Raw genomic sequence first — 21020 nt, forward strand, 5'->3', positions numbered from 1 at the left:
CGCCGGGCGTACTCAGCCCTTCCGGTGCTTGCGGTCCTCCTTGCAGTCCTCCTCCCGGGCCGCCTCCCTCAGCGTGTCCCGCAGCGCGTAGAAGGCGGGCTTGCGGGCGAAGTCGGCGGTCATGACGTTCGCGAAGCCCTCGCCCTCGAAGAACACCGGCACCCACGAGTACTTGTCGGTGAAGCCCCAGATGGTGAACGAGTTGCAGCCGTCGACGGCCAGGCACGCCTCCAGGGTCCGCCGGTAGTAGTCGGCCTGCTTCCGCTCCTGCGCCTCGGTGGGCGCGCCGCCCTCCGGGACGTCCATGCGGACGTCCAGCTCGGTGACGGCGGTCTCCAGGCCGAGCGCGTCGAACCGGCTCAGGTTGTCCTCCAGGTCACTGGGGAAGCCGTACCGCGTGCTCAGGTGGCCCTGGACGGAGAAGCCGTGCACCGGGACGCCCTGTTCGAGCAGGTCCTGGACGAGGGCGTAGTAGGCGTCGCTCTTCGCGTTGACGCTCTCGACGTTGTAGTCGTTGAAGAACAGCTTCGCCTTCGGGTCGATCGCGTGGACCCACCGGAAGACGTCCGCGACGATGCCGGGGCCCAGCTCGCGGATCCAGATGTTGTCTTGGGTGCGCAGGTTGCCCTGGTCGTCGAAGATCTCGTTGGCGACGTCCCACTGCTGGATCCGGCCAGCGTAGCGGCCGACGACGGTGGTGACGTGCTCGCGCAGGATGGCGCGCAGTTCCTCCTTCGAGAAGTCGCCCTCCTCCAGCCACGCCGGGTTCTGGCTGTGCCACAGCAGGGTGTGGCCGCGTACGACCTGCTTGTTGCGCTTGGCGAACTCGACGATGGCGTCGGCCTGCGCGAAGTCGTAGCGGTCCCGCTCGGGGTGGATGTGGTCCCACTTCATCTGGTTCTCGGGGGAGACCGAGCTGAACTGGCGCCCCAGGATCTTCCGGTACTCCCTGTCGTAGGTGAACGGGTCCGGGTAGTCCTGCTCCAGGTGGTGGCCGCCGCCTGCCACGGCGGTCCCCACGACGAAGCCCTCGGGAGCGGCCGAGCGCAGCCGGTCGGGCGCGGCGTGGGAGTGCGGCGCGGCCTTCTCGCCGCCCGCCGGGCCGGCGGTGGCCGTGCCCGTCATGAGCGGCAGGGCCAGGGCGGTGGTGGCGAGGGCCACGGTGGCGAAACGAATGGATCTCATGCGGGGAGTCTCATTCCCATCGTCGTTCTCGAATGTTTCGAAACTGGATCCGAAACATAAGGGATGGGCGGACGTTAAGGTCTGGCCGAACGGCGCGTCAATACCCGTGCGAAGGTCCGCACGCCGACGCGCCTCGCCCCGGTACGGACCGGGACGAGGCGCGGATGAACCGAACGCGCTCTGAACGGCGAACTGTTCGAACGGATCGGTACGCGGCACGGACCACCGCGCCGGGCGGAGTCCGGTACCGCTTCCTGTGCCGGGATTCGACACCGGGCAGGGCAGCGGTGTCACCGGCCGGATCGGCCGAGCCGTCTACGACGGGAACCAGGACGGGTCCGTCAGTCCGCGGCCTCGGTCTCCCCCGCCGACGCGAACACCTCCGCCATCGACGTGGCGGTAAGGGCCTTGGAGAACCAGAGATCCAGCACACCGGGGTCACCACAACCGACGATGCGCTCCCGGTCCTCCTCGGAAACCTCGACACTCCGATGACCGAGCAGGGTCAGCAGGGCCTTCGCCTGCCCCTCCGCGCGGAGCTTCTGAGCGGTCTCCGACTGGAACCACGACAGGTCCATCAGTCCGCGGTTCCGGCTCCCCCGGCCGGCGCGAAGACCTCCGCCGTCGACGTCGCGGTGAGGGCCCTCGTGAACCACAGGTCCAGTACGTCAGGGTCACCACAGCCGACGATCCGCTCCCGGTCCTCTTCGCCGACCTCGACGCCCCGGTGATCCAGCAGACGCAGAAGGGCCTTCGCCTCACCCTCGGCCCGGCCCTCGGCCCGAAGCTGCTGGGCGGTCTGCGACTGGAAGAACGAGAGGTCGACGGCCATGAGATGCCTCCAGAGATCCGCGGCCCGCGTCGTGCCGAGGCCTTGTTCCATGAGTTCGATGAAGGTGCCTGCGGTGTTCTCGTCGTCGGCCGACAGGCTTTTCAGCGCCTTTGCCAGCGCGTTCAGTATGGCATCGGCTTCCGGCTCGCAGCGGTGAAGTGCCGCCGACAGGATCGTGAGCGGGATGTCACGAGCCGCTTCGTCGGGACTGTGGATCACCGGCAGGTCGTCGGGCCCCAGGACCAATGGCCGCAGCGTGAGCGAGGGCCACTGGCGTGGGCCGATGTCGAACTGCTGGGCCGCCCAGGCAGCCGTCTTCCGGTCCGGGCACACGACGAGGAGTACCGGCGGAACGCAGTACTTGGCGTACACGTGGGAGAGGTAGTAGGCCCAGCTGGCCGGCTTGTGCCGGCTCGGCTTGCTCTGCGACTCGACGGCCAGGACGAAACTGCCGTCCTCGGTGTCCATGCGCAGCAACGTGTCCACCCGCCGTTCCAGCGGCCGGGTCTCCGTGAGGTCGGTGGAGAGTTCGGAGGCGGACACGGGTGGGGGGAAGGCGACGCCGAGGTTCCTGGCGACGCGTGCGAAGAGGCCCGGTTCCTGCTGGAAGATCCGGTGCAGGGCCTCATGGGATGAGCTGACCATGAGGCGAAGCTACGGGCGGAACGGCATGTGCCATGCACACATGCACCACCGTTCCCGCGATCGAGTGACCGATACGGCGGCGGAGTTGACGCCCGCACGGCGAAAGGGCCCGCACGACCGAAGTCGTACGGGCCCTCTCAGGTGCTCGCGGCAGGAGCTACCAGGTCAGATCAGCAAGCTCACTTGTTGATCTTGGTGACCTGGCCGGCGCCCACGGTCCGGCCACCCTCACGGATGGCGAACTTCAGGCCCTCCTCCATGGCGACGGGCTGGATGAGCTCCACCTTCATCTCGGTGTTGTCACCCGGCATGACCATCTCGGTGCCCTCGGGGAGGGTCACGACGCCGGTCACGTCCGTCGTACGGAAGTAGAACTGCGGGCGGTAGTTGTTGAAGAAGGGGGTGTGACGGCCACCCTCGTCCTTCGACAGGATGTAGGCCTGGGCCTCGAACTCGGTGTGCGGGGTGACCGAACCGGGCTTGATGATGACCTGGCCGCGCTCGACGTCCTCGCGCTTGATGCCGCGGAGCAGCAGACCGACGTTCTCACCGGCCTGGCCCTCGTCGAGCAGCTTGCGGAACATCTCGATGCCGGTGACCGTGGTGGTGGTCTTCTCCGGCTTGATGCCCACGATGTCGACGGTCTCGTTGACCTTGAGGACACCACGCTCGATACGACCGGTGACGACGGTGCCACGACCGGTGATCGTGAAGACGTCCTCGATCGGCATCAGGAACGGCTTGTCGACGTCACGCTCGGGCTGCGGGATGTTCTCGTCGACGGCCTTCATCAGGTCGAGGACGGTCTGACCCCACTCCTTGTCGCCCTCGAGGGCCTTGAGCGCGGAGACCTTGACGACCGGCAGGTCGTCGCCCGGGAACTCGTACTCGGAGAGCAGCTCACGGACCTCGAGCTCGACGAGCTCCAGGATCTCCTCGTCGTCCACCATGTCGGCCTTGTTCAGGGCGACGACGATGTACGGAACGCCGACCTGGCGGGCCAGGAGCACGTGCTCCTTGGTCTGCGGCATCGGGCCGTCGGTGGCGGCGACCACGAGGATGGCGCCGTCCATCTGCGCCGCACCCGTGATCATGTTCTTGATGTAGTCCGCGTGACCGGGGCAGTCGACGTGGGCGTAGTGACGCGTCTCGGTCTGGTACTCGACGTGCGCGATGGAGATGGTGATACCGCGCTGGCGCTCTTCGGGAGCCTTGTCGATCTGGTCGAAGGCCGAGGCCTCGTTCAGGTCCGGGTACGCGTCGTGCAGCACCTTGGTAATGGCGGCCGTGAGGGTCGTCTTACCGTGGTCGATGTGACCGATGGTGCCGATGTTGACGTGCGGCTTAGTCCGCTCGAACTTCGCCTTCGCCACTGGGGTCCTCCTGTGGAGTGGTTCTGTACGCCTTACTCATCGGCGCCAGGTGATCTTTGCTGGGAAACCCGGGCCCGGGACATTCCGCCGGGGTGACGGCGGAATGTCCCCTGCAGGCTCCGGGGTCAAGCCTAAAGCGTGTGCACGGGGTTCCGTTAAACGGAGTCCGTTACTCGCCCTTGGCCTTCGCGATGATCTCCTCGGCGACGTTCCGCGGAACCTCGGCGTAGGAGTCGAACTGCATGGAGTAGCTGGCACGGCCGGACGTCTTGCTGCGCAGGTCGCCGACGTAGCCGAACATCTCCGAGAGGGGCACGAGACCCTTCACGACGCGGGCACCGGCCCGCTCCTCCATGGCCTGGATCTGGCCACGGCGGGAGTTGATGTCGCCGATGACCTCACCCATGTAGTCCTCGGGCGTGGTGACCTCGACGGCCATCATCGGCTCCAGGAGCACGGGCGAAGCCTTGCGCGCGGCCTCCTTGAAGGCCTGCGAACCGGCGATCTTGAACGCGAGCTCGGAGGAGTCGACCTCGTGGTAGCCACCGTCGATGAGCGTGACGCGGACGCCCGTCATCTCGTAGCCGGCCAGGATGCCGAACTGCATGGCCTCCTGCGCACCGGCGTCCACCGAAGGGATGTACTCCTTCGGGATGCGGCCACCGGTGACCTTGTTCACGAACTCGTACGAGGCGTCGCCGCCCTCGATCGGCTCGATCGCGATCTGCACCTTGGCGAACTGACCGGTACCACCGGTCTGCTTCTTGTGGGTGTAGTCCACGCGCTCGACGGCCTTGCGGATCGTCTCGCGGTAGGCGACCTGGGGCTTGCCGACGTTGGCCTCGACCTTGAACTCACGGCGCATGCGGTCGACCAGCACCTCGAGGTGCAGCTCGCCCATACCACCGATGATGGTCTGGCCCGTCTCCTCGTCCGAGTGGACCTGGAAGGACGGGTCCTCCTCGGCCAGGCGCTGGATCGCGACGCCCAGCTTCTCCTGGTCGCCCTTCGACTTGGGCTCGATGGCGACCTGGATGACCGGCGCCGGGAAGTCCATGGACTCCAGGATGACCGGGTTCTTGTCGTCGGACAGCGTCTCACCGGTGGTGGTCTGCTTCAGGCCCATGACGGCGACGATGTCGCCGGCGCCCACCGACTCGATCTCCTCACGCTTGTTGGCGTGCATGCGGTAGATCTTGCCGATGCGCTCCTTCTTGCCCTTGACGGAGTTCAGCACGGCGGTGCCGGACTCCAGGCGGCCCGAGTAGACCCGGACGAAGGTGAGCTTGCCGAGGTGCGGGTCGCTCATGATCTTGAACGCGAGCGCGGCCAGCGGCTCGTCCTCGGACGGCTTGCGCTTGACGACGGTCTCGGCGTCCTTCGGGTCGTGACCCTCGATGGCCTCGACGTCGAGCGGGGTCGGCAGGTAGCGCACGACCGCGTCGAGCAGGGGCTGGACGCCCTTGTTCTTGAACGCGGTGCCGCAGAACACCGGGGTGACCGTGGTGTCGCTGGACTTGCCGGAGGCGATGGTGATGCGACGGATCGCGGCGTACAGCTGCTCCTCGGTGGGCTCCTGGCCCTCCAGGAACAGCTCCATGATCTCTTCGTCGTTCTCGGCGACGGCCTCGACCAGCTTGCCGCGCCACTCCTCGGCGGCCTCGGTGTGCGTGGCCGGGATGTCGACGACGTCGTACATCTCGCCCTTGGCGGCCTCGGCGGACCACACGAGCGCCTTCATGCGGACCAGGTCCACGACGCCCTTGAAGTCGGCCTCGGCACCGATCGGGAGCTGCATGACGAGCGGCTGGGCGCCCAGACGGTCCGAGATCATCTCCACGCAGCGGTGGAACTCGGCGCCGGTACGGTCCAGCTTGTTGACGAAGCAGATGCGCGGAACGCCGTAACGGTCGGCCTGACGCCACACCGTCTCGGACTGCGGCTCGACACCGGCGACACCGTCGAACACGGTCACGGCACCGTCGAGCACACGCAGGGAACGCTCCACCTCGACGGTGAAGTCGACGTGCCCCGGGGTGTCGATGATGTTGATCGTGTAGTCGTTGTCCTCGAGCGGCCAGTGGCAGGTGGTGGCAGCGGACGTGATCGTGATGCCACGCTCCTGCTCCTGCTCCATCCAGTCCATGGTGGCGGCGCCGTCGTGGACCTCACCGATCTTGTACGACACACCGGTGTAGAACAGAATCCGCTCGGTGGTGGTCGTCTTGCCCGCGTCGATGTGGGCCATGATCCCGATGTTGCGGACCCTGGCCAGGTCAAGTGAAGTGGTAGCCATGAGGCTTCAGTCTTCTCTCGGTCTCGATGTGGGTAGCGACTACCAGCGGTAGTGCGCGAAGGCCTTGTTGGACTCGGCCATCTTGTGCGTGTCCTCGCGCTTCTTCACAGCGGCGCCGAGGCCGTTGGAGGCGTCGAGAAGCTCGTTGAGCAGACGCTCGGTCATGGTCTTCTCGCGACGGGCGCGGGAGTAACCGACCAGCCAGCGCAGCGCGAGCGTGTTGGCACGACCGGGCTTGACCTCGATCGGAACCTGGTACGTCGCACCACCGACACGGCGGGACTTGACCTCGAGGGTCGGCTTGATGTTCTCCAGCGCGCGCTTCAGCGTGATGATCGGGTCGTTGCCCGTCTTCTCACGCAGACCCTCCATGGCGCCGTAGACGATGCGCTCGGCGGTGGAGCGCTTGCCGTTCAGCAGCACCTTGTTGATCAGGGAGGTCACCAGAGGAGAACCGTAGACCGGGTCGATGATGACCGGGCGCTTCGGGGCGGGGCCCTTACGAGGCATTCTTACTTCTCCTTCTTGGCGCCGTAACGGCTGCGAGCCTGCTTGCGGTTCTTGACACCCTGGGTGTCGAGGGAACCGCGGATGATCTTGTAGCGAACACCCGGCAGGTCCTTCACACGGCCGCCGCGCACGAGCACGATGGAGTGCTCCTGCAGGTTGTGTCCCTCACCCGGAATGTAAGCGGTGACCTCGATGCCGCTGGTCAGACGCACACGCGCGACCTTACGCAGGGCCGAGTTCGGCTTCTTCGGGGTGGTCGTGAACACACGCGTGCAGACGCCGCGACGCTGGGGGGAACCCTCGAGTGCGGGCGTCTTGTTCTTCTCGACCTTGTCCTGCCGGCCCTTGCGGACCAGCTGCTGGATCGTAGGCACTACTTCTCCGGTTTCTGTGTGCCGAATGGTGAAGCTAACCTGGAACGTCACCGACCCACGCGGTCGGGTGTGTCGAATCCCGCGGACTTCCGCCGCAAGGCAGAAAGAACGTGTGGATTGCGGTGGCCGTTTCGCAGCCCCCGGTGCGGTGTGATGGCACGCACGAAGGCCAGGGCACACCCCAGGCACAAGGTCTGAGCGTACCTACCGCATTCGCTGCGGTCAAAACAAATGGGCCCGGCCCGCGCCGCCGCGCGGAACACGCCCCTCCCCGGTTGTCAACCGGAGGCCAGCGCGAGCGCGAACGACAGGACCATCAGGACCGCCCACGCCCCGTTCGCCAGCCAGCCGAGCGCCAGACCGGTCAGCGCCAGCCCGTCGCCCTCCTCCCCCGTGCGTCTGATCTCGGCCCGCGCCGCGTGTCCCAGGATCACCGCCGGGATGCCGGTGAACCCGAAGGTGAGCAGGCAGAGCCCGCCGCAGACGGCGGAGGCGACCGCCTTGCCGTTCACCCACGCCCGGGGCGCCGGCAGGAACACCGCCGGCACGGCGTGCGCGGCATGCGGTACGGGTCCCTGCGGCAGGTCGGCCACCAGCAGCGCCAGCTCCCCCACCGTACGGGCCGCGTACGCCCGCGCGACCCTCCGGTCGAACTCGGGCTTCTCCAGCCGCCCCTCCCCGTACCCGGCTCTGAGGACGTCCACGGCTCGCTCCCGGTCGGCGTGCGAGGCGAGCATCGGCGGGACGGCCCGGCCGTCCCACGGCTGTCCGCCCCACGGCTGCGGCACGCCCTGCCCCTGCTGCCAGGGCTGCCCCTGCGGATACGGCGCATACGACACCGGGCACCACCTTCCCGTCGCACCGGGTCCCTCCATGATGCGCTCCGGGAGACGTTCCGGCACGGGTTCGGCGCACAACGCCGAGGGGCGGCCACCCCGTACGGAGTGACCGCCCCTCAGTGCTTCAGGCGTACGCCTTACTGGTTGTACGGACCGTAGTCGTAGTCCTCCAGCGGAACGGCCTGGCCGGAGCCGGTGCCGAACGGCGAGTAGTCGATGTCGTCGTAGCCGACGGCCGAGTACATCGCGGCCTTGGCCTCCTCGGTCGGCTCGACCCGGATGTTGCGGTAGCGGGACAGGCCCGTACCGGCCGGGATGAGCTTACCGATGATGACGTTCTCCTTGAGGCCGATGAGGCTGTCGGACTTGGCGTTGATCGCCGCGTCCGTCAGGACTCGGGTCGTCTCCTGGAAGGAGGCGGCCGACAGCCAGGACTCCGTCGCCAGCGAGGCCTTGGTGATACCCATCAGCTGCGGACGACCGGAGGCCGGGTGACCGCCCTCCTGGACCACACGACGGTTCTCGGTCTCGAACTTGGAGCGCTCGACCAGCTCGCCGGGCAGCAGCTCGGCGTCGCCGGACTCGATGATCGTCACGCGGCGCAGCATCTGCCGGATGATGATCTCGATGTGCTTGTCGTGGATCGACACACCCTGCGAGTTGTAGACCTTCTGGACCTCGCCGACCAGGTGGACCTGGACGGCACGCTGACCCAGGATGCGCAGCACGTCGTGCGGGTTGGTGGCACCCACGGTGAGCTGCTGGCCCACCTCGACGTGGTCGCCCTCGGAGACCAGGACCTTGGCGCGCTTCGAGATCGGGAACGCCGTCTCGTCGCTGCCGTCGTCCGGGGTGACGACGATCTTCTTGGTCTTCTCGGTCTCCTCGATCCGCACGCGGCCGGAGGCCTCGGAGATCGGGGCGACACCCTTCGGCGTACGGGCCTCGAAGAGCTCGACGACACGGGGCAGACCCTGGGTGATGTCGTCACCGGCCACACCACCGGTGTGGAAGGTACGCATCGTCAGCTGGGTACCGGGCTCACCGATGGACTGGGCGGCGATGATGCCGACCGCCTCACCGATGTCGACCAGCTTGCCGGTGGCCAGCGAGCGGCCGTAGCACATCGCGCAGGTGCCGACGGCGGACTCGCAGGTCAGGACCGAGCGGGTCTTGACCTCCTCGACGCCGCGGGAGACGAGCTCCTCGATGAGGACGTCGCCCAGGTCGGTGCCGGCCGGGGCCAGCACCTGTCCGTCGACCACGATGTCCTCGGCGAGGCAGCGCGCGTACACGGACGTCTCGACGTCGCCCTCCTTGCGGAGCACGCCCTCCGCGTCCCGGCTCGCGATCTTGAGACGCAGACCGCGGTCGGTACCGCAGTCCTCCTCGCGGATGATGACGTCCTGGGAGACGTCGACCAGACGACGGGTGAGGTAACCCGAGTCGGCGGTACGCAGAGCGGTGTCCGCCAGACCCTTACGGGCACCGTGCGTGGAGATGAAGTACTCCAGCACGGACAGACCCTCACGGAACGAGGCCTTGATGGGCCGCGGGATCGTCTCGTTCTTCGCGTTCGACACCAGACCACGCATACCGGCGATCTGACGCATCTGCATCATGTTGCCTCGTGCGCCCGAGTTCACCATCATGAAGATCGGGTTGGTCTTCGGGAAGTTGTCGTTCATCGCCTCGGCGACCTCGTTGGTCGCCTTGGTCCAGATGTTGATCAGTTCCTGGGTGCGCTCGTCCTTGGTGATCAGACCGCGCTCGTACTGCTTCTGGACCTTCTCGTCCTGCGCCTCGTAGCCCTTGACGATCTCCTTCTTCGCCTCGGGAACGACGACGTCGGAGATGGCCACGGTGACACCGGAGCGGGTGGCCCAGAAGAAGCCGGACGCCTTCAGGTTGTCGAGCGTCGCCGCCACGATGACCTTCGGGTAGCGCTCGGCGAGGTCGTTGACGATCTCGGAGAGCTGCTTCTTGCCGACCTCGTAGTCGACGAACGGGTAGTCCTCGGGCAGCAGCTCGTTGAAGAGCGCGCGGCCCAGGGTGGTGTTCAGCCGGAAGCTGTCACCCTGCTGCCACTCGGGCTCGCCCTCCTCGCGCGCCGGCGGGGTCCAGCCGCGCGGCGGGATGGTGCCGACCGGGAAGCGGACGTCGATCCTCGACTGGAGCGACAGCTCGCCCGCGTCGAAGGCCATGATCGCCTCCGCGACCGAGGCGAAGGAACGGCCCTCGCCCTTGAGGTCGCGCATCTCGCCGTCGGTGGTGAGGAAGAACAGACCGAGGACCATGTCCTGGGTCGGCATCGTCACCGGACGGCCGTCGGCCGGCTTGAGGATGTTGTTCGAGGACAGCATCAGGATGCGGGCCTCGGCCTGCGCCTCCGCGGAGAGCGGCAGGTGCACGGCCATCTGGTCACCGTCGAAGTCCGCGTTGAACGCGGTGCAGACGAGCGGGTGGATCTGGATGGCCTTGCCCTCGACCAGCTGCGGCTCGAAGGCCTGGATGCCGAGGCGGTGCAGCGTGGGCGCACGGTTCAGCAGAACCGGGTGCTCCGCGATGACCTCTTCCAGCACGTCGTACACGACCGTGCGGCCGCGCTCGACCATGCGCTTGGCCGACTTGATGTTCTGCGCGTGGTTCAGGTCGACCAGGCGCTTCATCACGAACGGCTTGAAGAGCTCCAGCGCCATGGCCTTCGGCAGACCGCACTGGTGCAGCTTCAGCTGCGGGCCGACGACGATCACGGAACGCGCCGAGTAGTCGACCCGCTTGCCGAGCAGGTTCTGACGGAAGCGGCCCTGCTTGCCCTTGAGCATGTCGGACAGCGACTTCAGCGGACGGTTGCCGGGGCCCGTCACCGGGCGGCCGCGACGGCCGTTGTCGAAGAGCGCGTCGACGGCCTCCTGGAGCATGCGCTTCTCGTTGTTCACGATGATCTCGGGCGCGCCGAGGTCGAGAAGCCGCTTCAGGCGGTTGTTGCGGTTGATGACGCGGCGGTACAGGTCGTTCAGGTCGGAGGTCGCGAAGCGGCCACCGTCCAGCTGCACCATCGGACGCAGGTCCGGCGGGATGACCGGCACGCAGTCGAGCACCATGCCCTTGGGGCTGTTGGACGTCTGCAGGAACGCGGAGACGACCTTCAGCCGCTTGAGCGCACGGGTCTTCTTCTGGCCCTTGCCGGTGCGGATGATCTCGCGGAGACGCTCGGCCTCCTCCTCGAGGTCGAAGGACTCCAGGCGCTTCTGCAGCGCCGCGGCACCCATCGAGCCGTCGAAGTACGTGCCGAAGCGGTCACGCAGCTCGCGGTAGAGCAGCTCGTCGCCCTCGAGGTCCTGGACCTTGAGGTTCTTGAACCGGGTCCACACCTCGTCGAGGCGGTCGATCTCGCGCTGCGCGCGGTCGCGCAACTGCTTCATCTCGCGCTCGGCGCCCTCGCGCACCTTGCGGCGCACGTCGGCCTTGGCGCCCTCGGCCTCCAGCTCGGCCAGGTCGGTCTCGAGCTTCTTGGCGCGGGCCTCGAGGTCGGCGTCGCGGCGGTTCTCGATCTGCTGGCGCTCGACGGAGACGTGGGCCTCCAGCGAGGGCAGGTCGCGGGTACGGCGCTCCTCGTCGACGTACGTGATCATGTACGCCGCGAAGTAGATGACCTTCTCCAGGTCCTTCGGGGCGAGGTCGAGCAGGTAGCCCAGACGCGACGGAACGCCCTTGAAGTACCAGATGTGCGTGACGGGCGCGGCCAGCTCGATGTGGCCCATCCGCTCACGGCGCACCTTGGCGCGCGTGACCTCGACACCACAGCGCTCGCAGATGATGCCCTTGAAGCGGACGCGCTTGTACTTGCCGCAGTAGCACTCCCAGTCCCGGGTCGGACCGAAGATCTTCTCGCAGAAGAGTCCGTCCTTCTCGGGCTTGAGGGTGCGGTAGTTGATGGTCTCGGGCTTCTTGACCTCGCCGTGGCTCCACTGACGGATGTCGTCAGCGGTGGCCAGGCCGATCCGGAGCTCGTCGAAGAAGTTGACGTCGAGCACTATGCGTCAATCCCTCTCAGGGTTGTAAGTCTTGGGGTCTGAAACGGGGGTCCTGGGGCGGGCGGCCTTCACGGGGAAGGCCGCCCCACTCCCGTCAGACCTCTTCGACGCTGCTCGGCTCGCGCCGGGACAGGTCGATGCCGAGCTCCTCCGCAGCGCGGAAGACGTCCTCGTCGGTGTCACGCATCTCGATGGACATACCGTCGCTGGACAGCACCTCCACGTTCAGGCACAGGGACTGCATCTCCTTGATGAGCACCTTGAAGGACTCGGGGATGCCGGGCTCGGGGATGTTCTCGCCCTTGACGATGGCCTCGTAGACCTTCACGCGGCCGGTGACGTCGTCGGACTTGATGGTCAGCAGCTCCTGGAGCGCGTAGGCGGCGCCGTACGCCTCGAGTGCCCACACCTCCATCTCGCCGAACCGCTGGCCACCGAACTGAGCCTTACCACCCAGCGGCTGCTGGGTGATCATGGAGTACGGACCGGTCGAACGCGCGTGCAGCTTGTCGTCGACCAGGTGGTGCAGCTTCAGGATGTACATGTAGCCGACCGAGATCGGCTCCGGGAACGGCTCGCCCGAGCGGCCGTCGTACAGCCGCGCCTTGCCGGACGGGAGCACCATGCGCTCGCCGTCGCGGTTCGGGATGGTGTGCTGGAGCAGACCCGCGAGCTCGTCCTCACGCGCACCGTCGAAGACCGGGGTGGCGACGTTGGTGCCGGGCTCGACCTTGTCGGCGCCGATGGCCTGCAGCCGCTCGGCCCACTCCTCCGCCAGACCGGAGACGTCCCAGCCGCGGCTGGCGAGCCAGCCGAGGTGGATCTCCAGGACCTGTCCCGGGTTCATTCGGGACGGGACGCCCAGCGGGTTGAGGATGATGTCGACCGGGGTGCCGTCCTCGAGGAACGGCATGTCCTCGATCGGGTTGATCTTGGAGATGACGCCCTTGTTGCCGTGGCGGCCGGCGAGCTTGTCACCGTCGGTGATCTTGCGCTTCTGCGCGACGTAGACGCGCACCAGCTGGTTGACACCGGGGGGAAGCTCGTCGCCCTCCTCGCGGTCGAAGACGCGGACGCCGATGACCTTGCCGGTCTCGCCGTGCGGCACCTTCAGCGAGGTGTCACGGACCTCACGGGCCTTCTCGCCGAAGATCGCGCGCAGCAGGCGCTCCTCGGGGGTCAGCTCGGTCTCGCCCTTGGGCGTGACCTTGCCGACGAGGATGTCACCGGCGATGACCTCGGCGCCGATGCGGATGATGCCGCGCTCGTCGAGGTCGGCGAGGACCTCCTCGGAGACGTTCGGGATGTCCCGGGTGATCTCCTCGGGGCCGAGCTTGGTGTCACGGGCGTCGACCTCGTGCTCCTCGATGTGGATCGAGGAGAGGACGTCGTCCTGCACGAGGCGCTGCGACAGGATGATCGCGTCCTCGTAGTTGTGACCCTCCCACGGCATGAACGCGACCAGCAGGTTCTTGCCGAGCGCCATCTCGCCGTTCTGGGTGGCCGGGCCGTCGGCGAGGACCTGGCCGGTGATGATCCGGTCGCCCTCGTTGACGATGACCTTCTGGTTGACCGAGGTGCCCTGGTTGGAGCGCGAGAACTTGGCCAGCCGGTACGTGATGTACGTGCCGTCGTCGTTGGCGGTGGTGATGTAGTCCGCGGAGACCTCCTGGACCACACCGTCCTTCTCGGCCTTGACCACGTCGCCGGCGTCGACGGCGGAGCGGTACTCCATGCCGGTGCCGACGAGCGGGGACTCGCTCTTGATCAGCGGCACGGCCTGGCGCATCATGTTCGCGCCCATGAGGGCGCGGTTGGCGTCGTCGTGCTCGAGGAACGGGATCATGGCGGTCGCGACCGACACCATCTGGCGCGGCGAGACGTCCATGTAGTCGACGTCGTCACCGGGGACGTAGTCGACCTCGCCGCCACGGCGGCGGACCAGGATCCGGTTCTCGACGAACCGCATCTCGTCGTTGAGCGGGGCGTTGGCCTGCGCGATGACGAAGCGGTCCTCCTCGTCGGCGGTCAGGTAGTCGACCTCGTCGGTGACCTGGCCCTCGACGACCTTGCGGTACGGCGTCTCGATGAAGCCGAACGGGTTGATCCGGCCGTACGAGGCGAGCGAACCGATCAGACCGATGTTCGGGCCTTCCGGCGTCTCGATCGGGCACATGCGGCCGTAGTGCGACGGGTGCACGTCACGGACCTCGAAGCCGGCCCGCTCACGGGAGAGACCACCCGGGCCGAGGGCGTTCAGACGACGCTTGTGCGTCAGCCCCGACAGCGGGTTGTTCTGGTCCATGAACTGCGAGAGCTGGCTGGTGCCGAAGAACTCCTTGATGGAGGCGACGACCGGCCGGATGTTGATCAGGGTCTGCGGCGTGATCGCCTCGACGTCCTGGGTGGTCATGCGCTCGCGCACGACGCGCTCCATACGGGCGAGACCCGTACGGACCTGGTTCTGGATCAGCTCGCCGACGTTGCGGATGCGCCGGTTGCCGAAGTGGTCGATGTCGTCGGTCTCGACCATGATCGAGCGACCGGACTCGCCGACCGTCTCGGTCTCACCGGCGTGCAGCTTCACCAGGTACTTGATGGTGGCGATGATGTCGTCGGTGGTGAGCACGCCGGCGTCCAGCGGCTCGTCCCCGCCGAGCTTCTTGTTCACCTTGTAGCGGCCGACCTTGGCGAGGTCGTAGCGCTTGGGGTTGAAGTAGAGGTTCTCGAGGAGCGTCTGCGCGGCCTCACGCGTGGGGGGCTCGCCCGGACGCAGCTTGCGGTAGATGTCGAGCAGCGCGTCGTCCTGGCCCTGGGTGTGGTCCTTCTCCAGGGTGGCGCGCATGGACTCGTACTCGCCGAACTCCTCGAGGATCTGCTCGGTGGTCCAGCCGAGCGCCTTCAGGAGGACGGTGACGGACTGCTTGCGCTTGCGGTCGATGCGGACACCGACCATGTCGCGCTTGTCGATCTCCATCTCCAGCCAGGCACCCCGGGACGGGATGATCTTGGCGGAGAAGATGTCCTTGTCGGAGGTCTTGTCGATGGAGGAGTCGAAGTAGACACCGGGCGAACGGACCAGCTGGGACACCACGACACGCTCGGTGCCGTTGATGACGAACGTGCCCTTGTTCGTCATGAGCGGGAAGTCGCCCATGAAGACGGTCTGGGACTTGATCTCGCCGGTCTCGTTGTTGGTGAACTCGGCGGTGACGAAGAGCGGGGCCGCGTACGTGAAGTCGCGCTCCTTGCACTCGTCGATGGAGTTCTTCGGCGGCTCGAAGCGGTGATCGCGGAAGGTCAGCGACATCGACCCGGAGAAGTCCTCGATCGGGGAGATCTCTTCGAAGATCTCCTCCAGACCGGACTTGGTGGGGACGTCCTGCCCGTTCTCGAGAGCCTCCTCGACCCGACTCTGCCAGGCGGTGTTTCCGAGCAGCCAGTCGAAGCTCTCGGTCTGCAGCGCGAGCAGGTTCGGAACCTCGAGAGGCTCCTTGATCTTTGCAAAGGAGATGCGCAGCGGGGCGGTGCTGGCGCCGTTGTTCGTATTCGCGGTCGAGGCGTTGCGCGAGGCGGCCAAGAGGGGGTCCTTCCGAGGGCTCGGACTCACTACGCGCGTACCGGCCCCCCACTGGGCAGAGAGACAGACATCCCAGGTCAGAGATGATCTAGTCGTCGGTGCTCGAGCGAGGGCATGCCCCTGGTGACGGGCAGGGGACAGCTAACAGGCAGCGCAAAGGGTCAGTGTAGCCACTTGGCACACTGATGTCCAATGCCGGTTTACGAAGCCGGTGGAGGCCCTCGTTCTTCTCAACTCCTGCGACAAGGCGCTGCCCTCAACGCACGTTGATACTGCCCTCTTTGCCGTCGATCCATGCCTCGGATTCGGATCCTTGCGACGACGCGTCCTGAGAATTGCGCGATGCGTGCGGTTCGTCAAGGCCCTCCTTGCCGGAACCGTCTGTCACCAGGCACATCCTCGTGGCCCCCGGAGGCACGACGAAGATCACCCTACTCCCCGCCGTCACGGGTGCAAGGCAGCCGCCGCCGGACCCCTCATACGCCGAAGAGCGACCACCCGGATGGATGATCGCTCCTCAGCGCTTGAGCGTTACACGTCCCGTGGGACGCGTAGCGGGCCCTGGCGGACCCGGAAGGTCTTACTTGACCTCGACGGAGGCGCCGGCGCCCTTGAGGGACTCGGCGGCCTTCTCGGCGGCGTCCTTGGCGACCTTCTCGAGGACGGGCTTCGGGGCGCCGTCCACGAGGTCCTTGGCCTCCTTCAGACCCAGGGAGGTCAGCTCACGCACGACCTTGATGACCTGGATCTTCTTGTCGCCGGCACCGGTGAGGATGACGTCGAACTCGTCCTTCTCCTCGGCCTGCTCGGCCGGGGCGGCCGGGCCGGCGGGGCCGGCGACGGCGACCGCGGCGGCGGCGGTGACGTCGAACTTCTCCTCGAAGGCCTTCACGAACTCGGAGAGCTCGATGAGGGTCATCTCCTCGAACTGCGCGAGCAGGTCTTCCTGGCTGAGCTTCGCCATGATGGCGGTCCTTCCACTAATTCGGCAGGTGCCGGATGTACGGGGTGAGGCGGGCGTACGTCGGGCCCGCGTCGACCCTCATCGCGTGCGGTTCACGCGGCGAGGATCGGAAAGCGAGCCGAATTACTCGGCACCGCCCTGCTCGTCCTGCTTGGCACGGAGCGCGTCCACGGTGCGGACGAGCTTCGAGGGGAGCGCCTGGAAGAGCTGAGCAGTCTGCGTCTGCTTGCCCTTGAAGGCGCCCGCCAGCTTGGCGAGCAGAACCTCGCGGGACTCGAGGTCCGCAAGCTTCTTGATCTCGTCGGCGGACAGCGCCTTGCCGTCAAGGACACCGCCCTTGATGACGAGATTCGGGTTGTCCTTGGCGAAGTCACGAAGACCCTTCGCCGACTCCACCGGGTCACCGGTGACGAAGGCGACTGCCGTCGGACCGTTGAACAGGTCGTCCAGCGTCGAGATCCCGGCCTCGTTGGCCGCAATCTTGGTCAGCGTGTTCTTCACCACGGCGTACTGGGCGTTCTCACCGAGCGAACGGCGCAGCTGCTTGAGCTGGGCCACGGTGAGACCGCGGTACTCGGTCAGCACGGCGGCGTTGGAGTTGCGGAACTGGTCCGTCAACTCGGCCACCGCGGCAGCCTTGTCGGGCCTCGCCATAGAGCCTCGGCCTCCTTCCGGGTGATTCGGACCGCGCGGACCCGAAGGAGGACTGGGGAAAACGAAACGCCCCGGGCGCAGGCGCACGGGGCGTAGCTCAACCGGTCACTCGCGTCCTTGCGGCAGCGAACTCCGGGAACTCTTCCACTGACACCTGCGCGGGTCGTCCGCAGTTCAGCGGATCCTTCGGCCACCGTGAACTCCGACGAGCACACGGCAACGACCAGCGGTCTTTGGCTTCCGTGGAAGAGTACGCGAACGGATCGGCGTCAAGCAAATCGGCCGATCGGGGGCATCGGGAGCGTCAGGGCCCTCAGGAGGCGATGCCGGCCTCGGAGTCCGCCCCGAGGTCCTCCAGCTCCTTCAGCATCTCCATGAGGTCGAACGTGTCCTTCGCCGACGGGGCCTCGACCTCGGCCTCGGCGCCGTAGTCGGAGTAGTGGGCCGTCATGTTCATCGTGCCCCGGGAGAACTCCATGCCGACGGCCATCTTGACCGGGTAGTTGTCCTCGTTGACCCAGACCTCGGTGTCGTAGCCCTTCAGCCCCGCCTTCTCGACGTTGGCGATCAGCTCCTCGCGCTCCTTCACGGAGAGCAGGCCGTCCGCCGCCTTGTTGGCGTCGAGCATCTCCTCGAAGCTCAGCGTGCCCTTGTAGTGCTGCGTCCGGGCGCCGTCGACCTTCTCCGGGCCGACGTGCTTCAGGCTCGGCGACTCCAGCAGCAGGGCGAGCTGCTGCGCCGGGTCCTGGTTCATGTTCTCCAGGCCGCCGGTCATCTGCTTCTGGATCTCGGCGTCGCCGGACGCCTCGGCGATGGCGGCGAAGTCCATCTTCATCCAGCGCTTGCCGTCCATCTCGGCGGCCTGCTTCGCGCCCATGTCCACGTACATGACGTTGTCGAGCATGACCATGCGGACCTGCTCGGGAGCGTCCGGGTCTCCCGCCGTGAGCACGGAGCCCTTCATGGTGACGTCCATGACGGCCGGGTCCCAGCCCTGCACGCCGGAGAGCTCCATGGTGCCGCCGCCGTCCATCGCGGCCGGCATCGACATGGTCATGCGCACCTTGGAGGACTTGGCCTCCGAGGTCTTCTTGAAGGCGGCCTGGAGGACCTCGGTCATCTCGTTCTGCGTCTGGACCCCGGACTCCGCCGAGTCGGCGGCCTTCTTCTTCGTCCCGCCCCCGTCACCGTCCTGACAGCCCGCGACGCCCGCGACGACGGCCGCGGCCGTCAGACAGACACCCACGCGCTTCCATGCGGCCATGCCCATGAATCCCACCCCTGGTCGTTTCGCTGTGTCACACCTGTGAAGTCGGAAGAAAGGTAACCCACGCCACTGACACAGTCGTACGAAAAAACCCGTCCCCGCGCCTCGGACGAGACGCGGGGACGGGCTTTTCGCGGTGTGCACGGGCCGGTCACCCGGCCCGCCCGGCTCAGACGGCGGCCGGGTCCTCCTCGACGAGGAGGTTGCGGGTGCGGTTCGGGTCGAGCGGAATGCCGGGGCCCATCGTGGTGGTGATGGCGGCCTTCTTGATGTAGCGGCCCTTGGCGGCGGACGGCTTCAGACGGAGGATCTCCTCCAGCGCCGCACCGTAGTTCTCCACCAGCTTGCTGTCGTCGAACGACGTCTTGCCGATGATGAAGTGCAGGTTCGAGTGCTTGTCGACGCGGAACTCGATCTTGCCGCCCTTGATGTCGTTGACGGCCTTGGTGACGTCCGGGGTCACGGTGCCGGTCTTCGGGTTCGGCATCAGGCCACGGGGACCGAGCACGCGGCCGAGGCGGCCGACCTTGCCCATGAGGTCCGGGGTGGCGACGACGGCGTCGAAGTCCAGACGGCCCTTCGACACCTCGTCGATCAGCTCGTCGGCGCCGACGATGTCGGCGCCCGCGGCACGCGCGGCCTCGGCACGGTCACCGGTCGCGAAGACCAGGACCCGGGCGGTCTTGCCGGTGCCGTGCGGGAGGTTCACGGTGCCACGGACCATCTGGTCGGCCTTGCGGGGGTCGACACCCAGACGGAAGGCGACCTCGACGGTGCCGTCGAACTTGGTCGTGGACGTCTCCTTGGCGAGACGGACGGCCTCGAGCGGGGCGTACAGCTTCTCCCGGTCGATCTTGGCGTCCGCAGCGCGGAGAGACTTGCTGCGCTTGCTCACTGAAAGCTCCTGTGGAATCTGAGGAGTCGTGGTCCGGGCCGAGCAGGCCCTGCCACTACTGCTTGGCTTACGGGGGTGGAGGTCAGCCCTCGACCGTGACGCCCATGGAACGGGCGGTGCCGGCGATGATCTTCTCGGCGGCGTCCAGGTCGTTGGCGTTGAGGTCGGGCATCTTGGTGGTGGCGATCTCACGGACCTGGTCACGCGTGATCTTCGCGACCTTGGTCTTGTGCGGCTCGCCGGAGCCCTTCTCCACACCCGCGGCCTTGAGGATCATCTTGGCGGCCGGCGGGGTCTTGGTGACGAAGGTGAAGGAACGGTCCTCGTAGACCGTGATCTCCACCGGGATGACCCAGCCGCGCTGCGACTCGGTCGCGGCGTTGTAGGCCTTGCAGAACTCCATGATGTTCACGCCGTGCTGACCCAGCGCGGGGCCGACCGGCGGAGCCGGGTTCGCGGCACCGGCCTGGATCTGGAGCTTGATGAGCCCCGTGACCTTCTTCTTCTTGGGAGGCATGGCTCTCCGGGTCCTTTCGATTCGGGTCCTGCCCGCGTCATGGGGACAACCCGGACGCAGGCATACCGCACAACGATAACGGGTATGGATGCGCGGCCAAAAACCGAGCAGGTCAGACGGACGCTCGCACGCCTGCCTGACCTGCCCGGAAGCTGTGTGCCGGAAGAACTAGTTCTTCTGGATCTGGTCGAAGGAGAGCTCGACCGGCGTCTCGCGGCCGAAGATCTCCACCAGGCCCTTGACCTTCTTGGAGTCGGGGTTGATCTCGTTGATGGTCGCCTGCAGCGTGGCGAACGGGCCGTCGGTGACGGTGACCGAGTCGCCGACCTCGAAGTCCAGCACCTGGACCTCGACCTTGCGCTGCGGGGCAGGCTTGCCCTCGGCCTCGGCGGCCTCGCGGGCGGCCTTCTCCTCGGCCTCCGGGGCGAGCATCTTGACGATCTCGTCCAGCGTCAGCGGGTACGGGTCGTAGGCGTTGCCCACGAAGCCGGTGACACCGGGGGTGTTGCGGACGACGCCCCAGGACTCGTTCGTCAGGTCCATGCGGACCAGGACGTAGCCCGGGAGCTTGTTCTGCTTGATCGTCTTGCGGTCGCCGTTCTTGATCTGGACGACCTCTTCCTGCGGCACCTCGGCCTGGAAGATGTAGTCCTCGACGTTCAGCGAGACGGCGCGCTGCTCCAGGTTGGTCTTCACCCGGTTCTCGTAGCCCGCGTACGTGTGGATGACGTACCACTCGCCGGGCAGCGTCCGCAGTTCCTCGCGGAGCTTCTCGACCGGGTCGCGGTCGTCCTCGGGCTCTTCGGCCTCCTCGGCCGCTTCCACGGCCTCGGTGGTCTCGTCCGCGGTGGTGTCGGCAGCCTCGGCCTCGTCGGGGGCCTCGGTGTCCTCGACGTCCGCGCCCTCGGCGGCGACGGGCGCGTCCTCGGCGGACTCGGCCCCTTCGCCGTAAGGCTCAACGGCGTCGTTCACGTTCGGGTCAGACACGGTGGCTGCTTCTTCCTGGATACAAGGGGTGGAACATGCGAAAAGGAGCGCCGGATACCTCGGCG

16 protein-coding genes are annotated in these 21020 nt (G+C 66.9%); all 16 read right to left on the reverse strand.

Annotated features, from left to right (window positions below; translation table 11 throughout):
- Positions 1-12: 12 nt before the first annotated feature.
- Complete coding sequence (locus ACFY3N_RS03560; protein WP_390814960.1) at positions 13-1185, reverse strand: endo-1,4-beta-xylanase; 1173 nt, start codon at positions 1183-1185, stop codon at positions 13-15.
- Between the two features lie 341 nt (positions 1186-1526).
- Positions 1527-1763, reverse strand: a complete 237-nt coding sequence (locus tag ACFY3N_RS03565) for a hypothetical protein (protein WP_390814961.1) — start codon at positions 1761-1763, stop codon at positions 1527-1529.
- Positions 1763-2662, reverse strand: coding sequence for a hypothetical protein (locus ACFY3N_RS03570; RefSeq protein WP_390814962.1), 900 nt, complete (start codon positions 2660-2662; stop codon positions 1763-1765). Before ACFY3N_RS03570 ends, ACFY3N_RS03565 begins: the two co-directional genes overlap by 1 nt.
- A 179-nt stretch (positions 2663-2841) precedes the next feature.
- Positions 2842-4035 carry an elongation factor Tu gene (tuf, locus tag ACFY3N_RS03575; RefSeq protein WP_361348290.1) on the reverse strand — a complete coding sequence of 398 codons (1194 nt, stop codon included), beginning with the start codon at positions 4033-4035 and terminating at the stop codon, positions 2842-2844.
- A 169-nt stretch (positions 4036-4204) separates the two neighbouring features.
- Positions 4205-6331: an elongation factor G gene (gene fusA, locus ACFY3N_RS03580; protein ID WP_390814963.1), complete on the reverse strand. Its 2127-nt coding sequence runs from the start codon at positions 6329-6331 to the stop codon at positions 4205-4207.
- Between the two features lie 39 nt (positions 6332-6370).
- Positions 6371-6841 carry a 30S ribosomal protein S7 gene (gene rpsG / locus ACFY3N_RS03585; protein WP_003992340.1) on the reverse strand — a complete coding sequence of 157 codons (471 nt, stop codon included), beginning with the start codon at positions 6839-6841 and terminating at the stop codon, positions 6371-6373.
- A gap of 2 nt (positions 6842-6843) precedes the next feature.
- Positions 6844-7215, reverse strand: coding sequence for a 30S ribosomal protein S12 (rpsL, locus tag ACFY3N_RS03590; RefSeq protein WP_003948652.1), 372 nt, complete (start codon positions 7213-7215; stop codon positions 6844-6846).
- A 278-nt stretch (positions 7216-7493) separates the two neighbouring features.
- Positions 7494-8054, reverse strand: a complete 561-nt coding sequence (locus ACFY3N_RS03595; protein ID WP_390814964.1) for a DUF1707 and DUF4190 domain-containing protein — start codon at positions 8052-8054, stop codon at positions 7494-7496.
- A gap of 137 nt (positions 8055-8191) precedes the next feature.
- The gene (locus ACFY3N_RS03600; RefSeq protein ID WP_390814965.1) at positions 8192-12091 is read right to left on the reverse strand and encodes a DNA-directed RNA polymerase subunit beta'; all 3900 of its coding nucleotides are present in this window, start codon (positions 12089-12091) and stop codon (positions 8192-8194) included.
- A 94-nt stretch (positions 12092-12185) separates the two neighbouring features.
- Positions 12186-15671: a DNA-directed RNA polymerase subunit beta gene (gene rpoB, locus ACFY3N_RS03605; RefSeq protein WP_390814966.1), complete on the reverse strand. Its 3486-nt coding sequence runs from the start codon at positions 15669-15671 to the stop codon at positions 12186-12188.
- Between the two features lie 580 nt (positions 15672-16251).
- The gene (gene rplL, locus ACFY3N_RS03610) at positions 16252-16635 is read right to left on the reverse strand and encodes a 50S ribosomal protein L7/L12 (protein ID WP_358656822.1); all 384 of its coding nucleotides are present in this window, start codon (positions 16633-16635) and stop codon (positions 16252-16254) included.
- Between the two features lie 123 nt (positions 16636-16758).
- On the reverse strand, positions 16759-17289 hold the full coding sequence (gene rplJ, locus ACFY3N_RS03615; protein ID WP_073932786.1) for a 50S ribosomal protein L10: 531 nt from the start codon (positions 17287-17289) through the stop codon (positions 16759-16761).
- Positions 17290-17602: 313 nt separating this feature from the next.
- Entirely contained in the window at positions 17603-18559 is a 957-nt protein-coding gene (locus ACFY3N_RS03620; RefSeq protein WP_390814967.1) for a hypothetical protein, read from the reverse strand.
- Between the two features lie 166 nt (positions 18560-18725).
- Entirely contained in the window at positions 18726-19451 is a 726-nt protein-coding gene (gene rplA, locus ACFY3N_RS03625; protein WP_390814968.1) for a 50S ribosomal protein L1, read from the reverse strand.
- Between the two features lie 82 nt (positions 19452-19533).
- A complete protein-coding gene (gene rplK, locus ACFY3N_RS03630; protein WP_004927359.1) occupies positions 19534-19968 on the reverse strand; it encodes a 50S ribosomal protein L11 in 435 nt (144 codons plus the stop codon).
- Positions 19969-20136: 168 nt separating this feature from the next.
- Complete coding sequence (nusG, locus tag ACFY3N_RS03635; protein ID WP_390814969.1) at positions 20137-20955, reverse strand: transcription termination/antitermination protein NusG; 819 nt, start codon at positions 20953-20955, stop codon at positions 20137-20139.
- Positions 20956-21020 lie beyond the last annotated feature (65 nt).

This window comes from Streptomyces sp. NPDC000348 (assembly GCF_042898795.1).
Lineage (GTDB): Bacteria > Actinomycetota > Actinomycetes > Streptomycetales > Streptomycetaceae > Streptomyces.